This is a genomic window from Ruegeria sp. SATB027 (assembly GCF_059613825.1).
Window position 1 is genome coordinate 270,795 of sequence record NZ_JBXWTH010000047.1, and the last position, 8,824, is coordinate 279,618.

An 8,824-nucleotide genomic window follows, 5' to 3' on the forward strand; every position below is an offset into this window, starting at 1 on the left:
ACGCTATTAAGTGTGACCGCCTGACATTACGGTGTTGGATCGTGGGTTCAAGGATGCTTGTTCAAAAGCTTATCCTGCGCGCTTCATACGAGCCATCAGGTTGGTTTTAAGAATGAACTGATGGAACAAGGCAGCCAGAAAATGCAAGACAATCAGAACAAGCATTAGCGTTTTCAGGATCTCATGCACTTCGGCGGACGCTGCTATCCCACCAAACCAGGCCAGGGCACCTGAGGCGGGCACCAGCACCATCAACGCATAGAGTGAGAAGTGCGTGATATGTGCGGCGAGCTTCATCGCGGCTGTTTCTTTTTCCGGTAGCGGCGGCGCGCCGCGGGTCAGACGTAGTGCAATCCGCCAAATCGCGAGCGCAAGGACAAGCAATCCTCCGAATACATGAAGAGCAACTGGTGCTTGAAAAGAGACAGGCAATCCGCGTTCGAATTGATCCCAGGCTTCAGACATCGGCTCGTGAAAGAGAAATTGAATTGCGATCAGAACGAAAATGACCCAGTGAAGGGCGATTTGCGCGCGAGAATACGAAGTAGGCATGGGGAAGCTCCGACAATCTTTAACGTTGCGCTGGTTTAACGCAAAACTGTCAGATTTCCGTCGATGATTTTAGATTTATTTGTCCGGCATCACTGCTATCACCGCACCGCCTCAATCGGCCCCTCAGCGCTCCCGCTGATGAACTGCTCCACATAAGGATCACCAGACGCATCCATCTGGCTGACAGGGCCGGTCCACTGGATCACACCTCCGTGCAGCATGGCCACGTTGTCGGCAATCGCGCGGACCGAGCTCATGTCGTGGGTGATGGTCATCGCGGTGGCGCCCATCTCGGTCACGATTTCGCGGATCAGGTCGTTGATGACGCCGGACATGATCGGGTCGAGGCCGGTGGTGGGTTCGTCAAAAAAGATAATCTCAGGCTCGGCGGCGATGGCGCGGGCAAGGCCCACGCGTTTTTGCATGCCACCTGACAGTTCTGCCGGAAAACGGTCCGCCACGTCGGATTTCAGGCCCACGCGGCGCAGTTTTTCGATGGCGATCTCGCGCGCTTCCTCGGTTGGACGTTTCAGGGATCCACGCAGCAGGCGAAAGGCGACGTTCTGCCAGACGGTCAGCGAGTCGAACAGAGCACCGCCCTGAAACAACATTCCAAACCTGGCCAGAAACGCATCCCTGTCACCGGATTGTGCATCTTTGCCGTCCACGTAGATCACGCCACTGTCAGGGTGGATCAAACCCAGAATGCACTTCAATGCCACCGACTTGCCGGTGCCCGAGCCGCCAATGATCACCATTGAGGTGCCTTTGGGAATCTCAAGGTTCATGCCTTGCAACACACGGTTGTCGCCAAAGGCTTTATGTACGTTCTCCATCCGGATCATAGCGAGAAGAACACCCCTGTGAGAACAAAGTTTGCGGCGAGGATCAACACGGCTGCGGCCTCGACCGACCCTTTGGTTGCGCGACCGACACCCTGTGCGCCGCGGCCCGAATTCATGCCGTAATAGCAACCCATGATAGCCGCGATCACGCCAAAGGCCGCGCCCTTGACCAGGGACGATACAATGTCGCGCATCTCAAGGAAATCGACCGTGTTTTTCAGATACGCCGCCGGGTTGAAGCCCAGATTCTGCGTAGCGACAGTGTACCCGCCCGCAATCCCGATAACGTCACCTACGGCGACCAGTGCAGGCACGGTGATCAGCGCGGCCAGAACACGTGGAGCAGTAAGGTATTTCATCGGATGGGTCGACAGCGTGACCAGAGCGTCGATTTGTTCGGTCACTTTCATCGTGGCGATCTCGGCCGCGATGGACGAGGTCACACGCGCGGCGATCATCAGGCCGACCAGAACCGGGCCAAGTTCGCGCACCATGCCGATGGCGACGATCTGGGGCACCACCGCCTCGGCGTTAAACCGTGCACCGCCCGCATAGATTTGTAAGGCCAGCGCGCCGCCGGTGAAAATGGCGGTCAGGCCGACGACGGGCAGGGACAGCCAGCCGATATTCAGCAGGGCCATCCCGAATTCACGCGGATAGAAGGGTGGGCGCAGGATATGCGACACTGCATCAAGCGCGAACAGGGCCACCCGGCCAAAGGCCGCAAGCAGGCCCAGCACGGTGCGGCCCAGCCCCCCCAGCGCGCTGATTGGATTCATTCCACGTAGCCCCGCGAATAGCGACTGCCCATGGATGTCAGGATTTCATAGCCAATTGTACCAGCGGCCTCGGCCAGATCATCAACGGTTTGGTGACCGTTGAGAATGCGCAGACGCTCCGGGTCTTTCGGCAGATCTGTGACGTCCACGGTGATCAGGTCCATCGAGATACGCCCAACAACCGGGCAGGGTTGGTCGCCCGCAAATGTGTCGATGCCGCCGCCAATGGCGCGATGCAGGCCGTCTGCATAGCCGGCAGCAACGGTGGCGATCCGGGACGGCCGACGCGCCACCCAGGTGTTTCCATAACCCACGGTCTCGCCCACGGCCAACTTGCGCACCTGAATGACAGGAAGGTCGACGGTTACAACGGGTTTTGCACCGGCAAAGGGCATGCCGCCGTAAAGGCCGATGCCCGGTCGGCAGAAATCAAAATGAAACTCAGGCCCCAAAAGCATCCCGCCCGTCGCCGCCAGAGAACGCGGCGCAGCGACCCCATCAGTCATCTCGCGGAAGGTTTTCAGTTGTTGCTGGTTCATCGGGTGGTCCAGCTCGTCCGAGCAGGCCAGATGAGACATGATGAGCGCCGGGTTCAAGGCTTCGGCTTTGGAACGCAACTCAGCCCAGTCGGCAGGTTCAAGACCAAGCCTGTTCATGCCACTGTCCAGTTGGATACCAAACGGGTGGTCGGGCAGGGCTTCTGTGTGGCGTTGAAACTGTTCCGGCGAGTTGATCAGCGGTATCAGGTCGTTGCCGCGCAGCAGGTCGGCATCGCCTTCCATATGTCCCGAAAAAACGAAAATCACCGGGCCGGGGCCAACTGCCTCGCGAACGGTTGCGCCTTCTTCTGCGGCGGCCACGAAAAACTTGCGAACACCTTCTTCTGCCAACGTGTCGCTGACAGGTCCTGCGCCCAGCCCATAGGCATCTGCCTTGACCACGGCGCCGGTTTCGACCCCGGTTTTCGCGTCGAGTGCCCGCCAGTTTCTGGCGAGGGCCTGAAGATTGATCGTCAAACGTGCAGTACTCATGGGACTGTTCATGACATTGCGCCGTCCAAGGTCAAGAGGGAAAGGGCTTTTTCCGCGACAGATTGCGCCCACCAAGCGACAGATACGGCGGAAAACACCCAAAAAAGCAGACATTTTGGCGACGTGCTGCTGTGTTAAGCCGTTTTCGGGATTGTCTTCACATAGGTGTTAAAGTGATGTTGAGAACAAGATCGTCCCATCGCTGCAATAAACGGTGCTGCGGCATATCCCGAGGAAATCATGGATTTTTATACCGATCAAACGCCAGATCCGTCCGAAACAGCCCGGTTTTTCGCAGAAGTATTTTCGGCGTCGGAAGGCCCGGACGAGGGGGCGATTATCGAAGCTTTCGTGCAAGAGATGATCGATACCACCCCACCACAGGACCTGATGGTGTGCACCGCGCGACGCGATCAGGTGCTGCTTGGCTGCGCCATCTTTTCCCGAATGCTGTTTCCACAGGATGCGCGCCGGGTATTTATCCTGTCGCCTATGGCTGTCCGAACAGACAGGCAAAAAGCCGGGGTTGGACAGGCTTTGATTGCCTATGGTCTGGATTGCCTGCGGGCATCAGGCGTGAACGTGGCACTCACCTATGGTGATCCCGCTTACTATCGAAAAACAGGTTTTGAGCAGATTTCTGAGGCCACTGCACAACCGCCGCTAAAGCTGAGCCATCCGCATGGCTGGCTGGGGCAGTCGCTGGATGGTCAGGCGCTTGCGCCACTTAGCGGCCCGTCGCACTGCGTGTCTGCGTTGAACAATCCGACGCTTTGGTGAGTGCGGGGTTCAATCTGTCAGAATACAGGCGGGCGGACCTCATTCTTGGTTCGCGCACCAGATCCTGAATCGCGCGACAGGTTCACAGAACCTTTTTGCTTTGCCAACAATCAAAGGAAAGTCGGGAAAACCCAAGTAAGGCTGTCCTTTCGCGATTAATAACCTTCGATCTCGCCACCCTGCTGCCACGGCTTGACCAGATTGCCAAACCGGGTGAATTGCGCCTCGAATGACAGCTCGACCGTGCCGATAGGACCGTGGCGCTGTTTGCCAACGATAATCTCGGCCTTGCCGTGCAGGCGTTCCATGGCCTGCTTCCATTCTTCCATCTTCTCAAGCTCGTGATCGCCGGGTTTTTCACGTTCTTTGTAGTATTCTTCGCGGAACACGAACATCACGACATCGGCGTCCTGTTCGATCGAGCCTGATTCACGCAGGTCAGACAGCTGCGGACGTTTGTCGTCGCGGTTTTCGACCTGGCGGGAAAGCTGCGACAGGGCAATCACCGGAATGTTCAGTTCTTTGGCGATTGCTTTCATGCCCATCGAAATCTCGGCAATCTCGTTAACCCGGTTGTCGGACATGCCGCGGCACAGTTGCAGATAGTCGATCACCAGCAGGTCCAGCCCATGTGTGCGTTTCAACCGTCGCGCGCGTGCGGCAAGCTGAGAAATCGGAAGGGCGGGCGTGTCGTCGATAAAAAGCGGGCAGGCTTCAAGTTCTTTGGCCGCATCCACGAAACGGCGGAATTCGGCCTCGGTCATGTCGCCCTGACGGATCTTGTGGCTAGAGATTTCGGACGCCTCGGCCAGAACGCGCCCGGCCAACTGTTCGGCGCTCATCTCAAGTGAGAAAAAGCCGACAACCCCGCCGTCAATTGCGCCTTCGGAACCATCCGGTTTCAGACCGCGTTTGTATGCTTTGGCCACGTTGAAGGCCACGTTGGTCGCCAGCGAGGTTTTCCCCATCGACGGACGACCTGCGAGAATGATCAGGTCCGAGGGGTGAAGACCACCCAGTTGTTTGTCGAGATCGACCAGACCGGTCGATATCCCAGCCATGCCGCCACCGCGCTGGTAGGCTTCGTTGGTGACATTGACGGCTTCTGTGACCGCCTTGAGGAAGGACTGGAACCCCTGTTCGGTCTGGCCCTGCTCGGAAAGCTGATAAAGCTGTTGTTCGGCCTCGACGATTTGTTCTTTCGGTTCGCTGGCTACATCGACCCGCGCGGCCTTGTCGGAGATGTCGCGGCCCAAACGGATCAACTCGCGCCGGATGGCGAGGTCATATATCATCTGGGCGTAGTCATGTACCGCAAAGGCGCTGATCGACGCGCCGGCAAGCTTGACCAGATAAGCTGGCCCGCCCAATTCCTTCAGGCCCTCATCCTCGGCCATGAAGGATTTCAACGTCACAGGCGAGGCCAGCGCGTTCTTTGCAATGCGTGCGGCGGCGACCTCATAAATGCGGGCATGAACCGGGTCATAGAAATGCTCGGACCCAATGATCGAAGCGACCCGGTCGTAAAGGTCGTTATTCGTCAGAATTGCACCCAGAAGCTGCTGTTCAGCCTCAATGGAATGCGGCATGGTTTCGGCGTTCTGAATATGCGCCGCTGCCTGCTCGATACTGCTGATCTCGTTCATCATGTCCCCGCTGCCCGTTCCGAGGTTCTACACGCCACACCCCGGTTCAAGCTATCTGCAAATGAATGGGGGTAAGTTGGTATAACTGCCCCCCGCCTTGGGATAACTGCCCACCCCAATGGGGATAACTTAGCCCTAGTTTTACACGGGCGCAGCGTTACCGCAACATTTGGTGTGTTGGCTGGATATCTTGACTAGATAGGCGCGCTTTGATGCGATTCGAAAATTAACTATCCCCAAGCCATCCACAGGCTGAAAATCACGATTTTCGCGCGTCCTGCCAGCCTCGCGGCTCGTTCAGAAACGCCTCGACCCCGTCAAGTGTTTCCTGATCAAAGGCTTTTTGCGCCTTGGCCTCGGCCAGAACATCCCACCACGTGCAAAGGTGATGCAGCTTTACACCATGGTCGCCCAGCGTCTTCTCGGTTTCGGGGAAGATACCGTAGTAAAAAATCACAGCCGTATGCCCGCAGGTGGCACCAGTCTCGCGAATTGCATCGACGAAGGACAGTTTCGAACCGCCATCGGTAGTCAGGTCTTCGACCAGCAACACGCGTTCACCTTCGCTCATTGCGCCTTCAATGCGGGCGTTGCGCCCGTAACCTTTGGGTTTTTTGCGCACGTAGGTCATCGGCAGCGCCATACGTTCGGCCACCATCGCGGCAAAGGGGATGCCCGCAGTTTCGCCGCCCGCAATATTGTCAAAGGATTCAAAACCAGCGTCCCGCATCACCGTAACGGTCAGAAAATCCATCAGCGTGGAACGAATGCGCGGGTAGGAGATCAGCTTGCGGCAATCGATATAGGTCGGGCTGGGAAGGCCACTTGCCAGCGTGAACGGCTCGCGCGCGTTGAAGTGGACGGCCTTGATCTCCAGCAGCATCCGGGCCGTCAGGCGAGCGATTTCAGTGCTATTGGGAAAAGAACTGGGGATCATGGCGGGACCTCGGCGATGAAATGATGTTTCGGGCTGATAGCCCGACCCTTGGCCCGGAGTCGAGAGCTGTTGGAACAAAAGAAAAGCGGACCCCCCTAAGGTCCGCTGTTTCCGGGTAGTCAGCTATGCGAACACCATTGTCGCTGCGTTACCCTTGCCCGAACATGTTGACCCACCGGATCAGCATTGGTGCCAGACAAATCAGCAATAGGACAGGCATCATGCACATGGCCATCACAGCAGACATCTGCACAGGCAGACGGTTTGCCTTTTCCTGGGCGCGAAGCTCTCGGTCAAGCCGCATGTCAGTGGCGAAGCGGCGTAACGATGCGGATATGCTGGTGCCGTACTGGTTGGATTGCAAAAAGGCGTTCGCGAACGAGTTCATCTCGTCGATACCGACCCGGTTCGCCATGTCCAGAAAGGCGGCCTGACGTTCTTTGCCTGCCTGCAACTCCAGTTGAAGAACCGAAAACTCCTGCGAGATTTCCGGAGCTGCCTTTGCCATTTCATGCGAGACCCGGATCATCGCCGCGTCAAAGCCCAGCCCGGCCTCGATAGCGACCTGCAACAGGTCAAGCGCGTTCGGCAGGCTGTGTTCGATGGCCTGGCGGCGTTTCTTTATGCGACGTCGCAACCACAGTGCCGGGCCATAAAAGCCCAAGACCATCAGTGCCGTCACGACCTGCATTGTGTTAACCCACGTAACACCCTGCAAAAGGTCGGCGATCCCTAACTGAACTTGCGTTTCGATCGGCAAAGCCATGGTTGCGACGAACGCGGCAGGCAACACAAATCCCAGGACGACCCGAAATGTATAATAAGTGCGAATGGCGTGCTTTTGCCGAATTCCGGCTTGTTTCAAAAGCTTGCCGATCCTGGAGCGTTCGCGTTTTGACGACGGGACAAAGGCCTTCAGCAGCCCGTGCGGGTCGCTGTTGTCACCCTGGATAAGGTCAAAATCCTGCCCATGCCCTTGTGAAATCGACCCAACGCGCATGCGACGAGCTGCCGTGTTTTCGCTTGTTGTAAACCCGGCAAAGCCCATGAAGACAAAGAAAACACTAAGGGCGATTCCGACCAACAGGATCAACTGCGGTGTGACGCGCGGATCGTTTAGAATGTCCTGAAGAATATCCATATCCCAATTCCCTTTAGAATCTGAACTTAACCAGCCGCTTCAGGATGAAACCCTGGGCAATTGTCAGGCCAATGATCACCTGGGCGAAGTACGGAAACAGCGGATCGCTGCGCACGTCGCCGTAAAATGTTGGGGTGGAGATCTCGATCGAAAGGTAAATGATGACCGGCAAAATCGTGAGGATAAGGCTGCTCAGGCGACCTTCGGCAGAGATTGCCTTGATCTTCTTTTGCATCGTGTGCCGGTCGCGGATGGTCTGGGATAGAATGCTTAGAACGCGGGACAGGTTGCCGCCGGTTCCATGCTGAATGCCGATACTTACAGCAAGGTATTTTGCATCCTCTGTTCCGACCCGTTGCGCAAAGTCGTGAAAGGCGGTCGCGACGTCATCACCATAGTTGATCTGGTCTTTGATGATGCCAAACTCTGACCCGATCGGATCCGGCAGATCAGAGGCAACGTTTCCAACCGTCACTGCAACAGGGTGCCCCACCTTCAACCCCCTGGCCATCAGGTCTAACGCGTCTGGCAGTTGTTTCGTCAGTTTCTTCGCGCGTGCGTCTTTCATGGCGACCAGCACGATAACCGGGCTGATGAGGCCGAACACAGCGCTCAGAATGACTGCCAGTTCCGGTGCAAGGAACCGGGAGGCCCCGAAAAAGATCATCAAAACCAGAAGGGAGACGGCGAGCACGACCCAAATCGGGTTGACCGTCAAACCGGCTTGCACAAGCAGACGGCGAAACCGCGTAATCAGCCCGGCTTTTTCACCAGCAGCCAGCATTGCGGGATCGCGAAGCAGCTGCAACACCTGATCTGTCGAAGCCCCGTTCTGGATCAGTTTCATGCGGCGGTTTCTGGCTTCGCCATGCGTTTCCTTGCGCGCCAGAAGCTGGTGAACGCCTTCGTAGGCAAGCAGAATACCCAGAAAAATCGACACGTAGATCAGGATGTTCAGTATGTTGGGCTGAAGGTCAATCATGATGTCGTCGCCCCGTGAATAAACATGTTGGTGTCCACATCGACACCCGCCGCCGGCTTTGTTGCACAAATGGCGTGAGGGATTCCCTGTTTGAATCCAGTGGGGTAGCAATGGTGCATGAGCAGTTGGTC

9 protein-coding genes are annotated in these 8,824 nt (G+C 56.9%); 1 reads left to right on the forward strand and 8 read right to left on the reverse strand.

The window, feature by feature from the left end; translation table 11 throughout:
- Nucleotides 1-69: 69 nt before the first annotated feature.
- From AC2FPW_RS15060 to alr, 4 genes are all read right to left on the reverse strand, one after another.
- Nucleotides 70-552 (reverse strand): cytochrome b, encoded by a 483-nt coding sequence (locus tag AC2FPW_RS15060; protein WP_267364177.1) that lies wholly within the window; start codon nt 550-552, stop codon nt 70-72.
- Nucleotides 553-650: 98 nt separating this feature from the next.
- Entirely contained in the window at nt 651-1,397 is a 747-nt protein-coding gene (locus tag AC2FPW_RS15065; protein ID WP_480485443.1) for an ABC transporter ATP-binding protein, read from the reverse strand.
- Nucleotides 1,394-2,176: an MlaE family ABC transporter permease gene (locus AC2FPW_RS15070; RefSeq protein WP_209503739.1), complete on the reverse strand. Its 783-nt coding sequence runs from the start codon at nt 2,174-2,176 to the stop codon at nt 1,394-1,396. Before AC2FPW_RS15070 ends, AC2FPW_RS15065 begins: the two co-directional genes overlap by 4 nt.
- Nucleotides 2,173-3,207, reverse strand: coding sequence for an alanine racemase (gene alr / locus AC2FPW_RS15075; protein ID WP_496814341.1), 1,035 nt, complete (start codon nt 3,205-3,207; stop codon nt 2,173-2,175). Before alr ends, AC2FPW_RS15070 begins: the two co-directional genes overlap by 4 nt.
- Before the next feature lie 240 nt (nt 3,208-3,447).
- Here alr and AC2FPW_RS15080 point away from each other — a divergent pair, with 240 nt between their 5' ends.
- The gene (locus AC2FPW_RS15080; protein ID WP_480558013.1) at nt 3,448-3,987 is read left to right on the forward strand and encodes a GNAT family N-acetyltransferase; all 540 of its coding nucleotides are present in this window, start codon (nt 3,448-3,450) and stop codon (nt 3,985-3,987) included.
- Between the two features lie 155 nt (nt 3,988-4,142).
- Here the strand turns inward: AC2FPW_RS15080 and AC2FPW_RS15085 are convergent, their stop codons facing one another.
- From AC2FPW_RS15085 to AC2FPW_RS15100, 4 genes are all read right to left on the reverse strand, one after another.
- The gene (locus AC2FPW_RS15085) at nt 4,143-5,633 is read right to left on the reverse strand and encodes a replicative DNA helicase (RefSeq protein ID WP_267366870.1); all 1,491 of its coding nucleotides are present in this window, start codon (nt 5,631-5,633) and stop codon (nt 4,143-4,145) included.
- A gap of 259 nt (nt 5,634-5,892) precedes the next feature.
- Nucleotides 5,893-6,570, reverse strand: coding sequence for an orotate phosphoribosyltransferase (locus tag AC2FPW_RS15090; RefSeq protein WP_496814343.1), 678 nt, complete (start codon nt 6,568-6,570; stop codon nt 5,893-5,895).
- A gap of 148 nt (nt 6,571-6,718) precedes the next feature.
- Entirely contained in the window at nt 6,719-7,711 is a 993-nt protein-coding gene (locus AC2FPW_RS15095) for a type II secretion system F family protein (protein WP_209503743.1), read from the reverse strand.
- Between the two features lie 13 nt (nt 7,712-7,724).
- Complete coding sequence (locus AC2FPW_RS15100; protein ID WP_496814344.1) at nt 7,725-8,693, reverse strand: type II secretion system F family protein; 969 nt, start codon at nt 8,691-8,693, stop codon at nt 7,725-7,727.
- Nucleotides 8,694-8,824: the final 131 nt, after the last annotated feature.

Coding starts and splice junctions, on each gene's coding strand:
- AC2FPW_RS15060 (WP_267364177.1), bottom strand. CDS start 552: ATGCCTACTTCGTATTCTCGCGCGCAAATCGCCCTTCACTGGGTCATT.
- AC2FPW_RS15065 (WP_480485443.1), bottom strand. CDS start 1,397: ATGATCCGGATGGAGAACGTACATAAAGCCTTTGGCGACAACCGTGTG.
- AC2FPW_RS15070 (WP_209503739.1), bottom strand. CDS start 2,176: ATGAATCCAATCAGCGCGCTGGGGGGGCTGGGCCGCACCGTGCTGGGC.
- alr (WP_496814341.1), bottom strand. CDS start 3,207: ATGAGTACTGCACGTTTGACGATCAATCTTCAGGCCCTCGCCAGAAAC.
- AC2FPW_RS15080 (WP_480558013.1), top strand. CDS start 3,448: ATGGATTTTTATACCGATCAAACGCCAGATCCGTCCGAAACAGCCCGG.
- AC2FPW_RS15085 (WP_267366870.1), bottom strand. CDS start 5,633: ATGAACGAGATCAGCAGTATCGAGCAGGCAGCGGCGCATATTCAGAAC.
- AC2FPW_RS15090 (WP_496814343.1), bottom strand. CDS start 6,570: ATGATCCCCAGTTCTTTTCCCAATAGCACTGAAATCGCTCGCCTGACG.
- AC2FPW_RS15095 (WP_209503743.1), bottom strand. CDS start 7,711: ATGGATATTCTTCAGGACATTCTAAACGATCCGCGCGTCACACCGCAG.
- AC2FPW_RS15100 (WP_496814344.1), bottom strand. CDS start 8,693: ATGATTGACCTTCAGCCCAACATACTGAACATCCTGATCTACGTGTCG.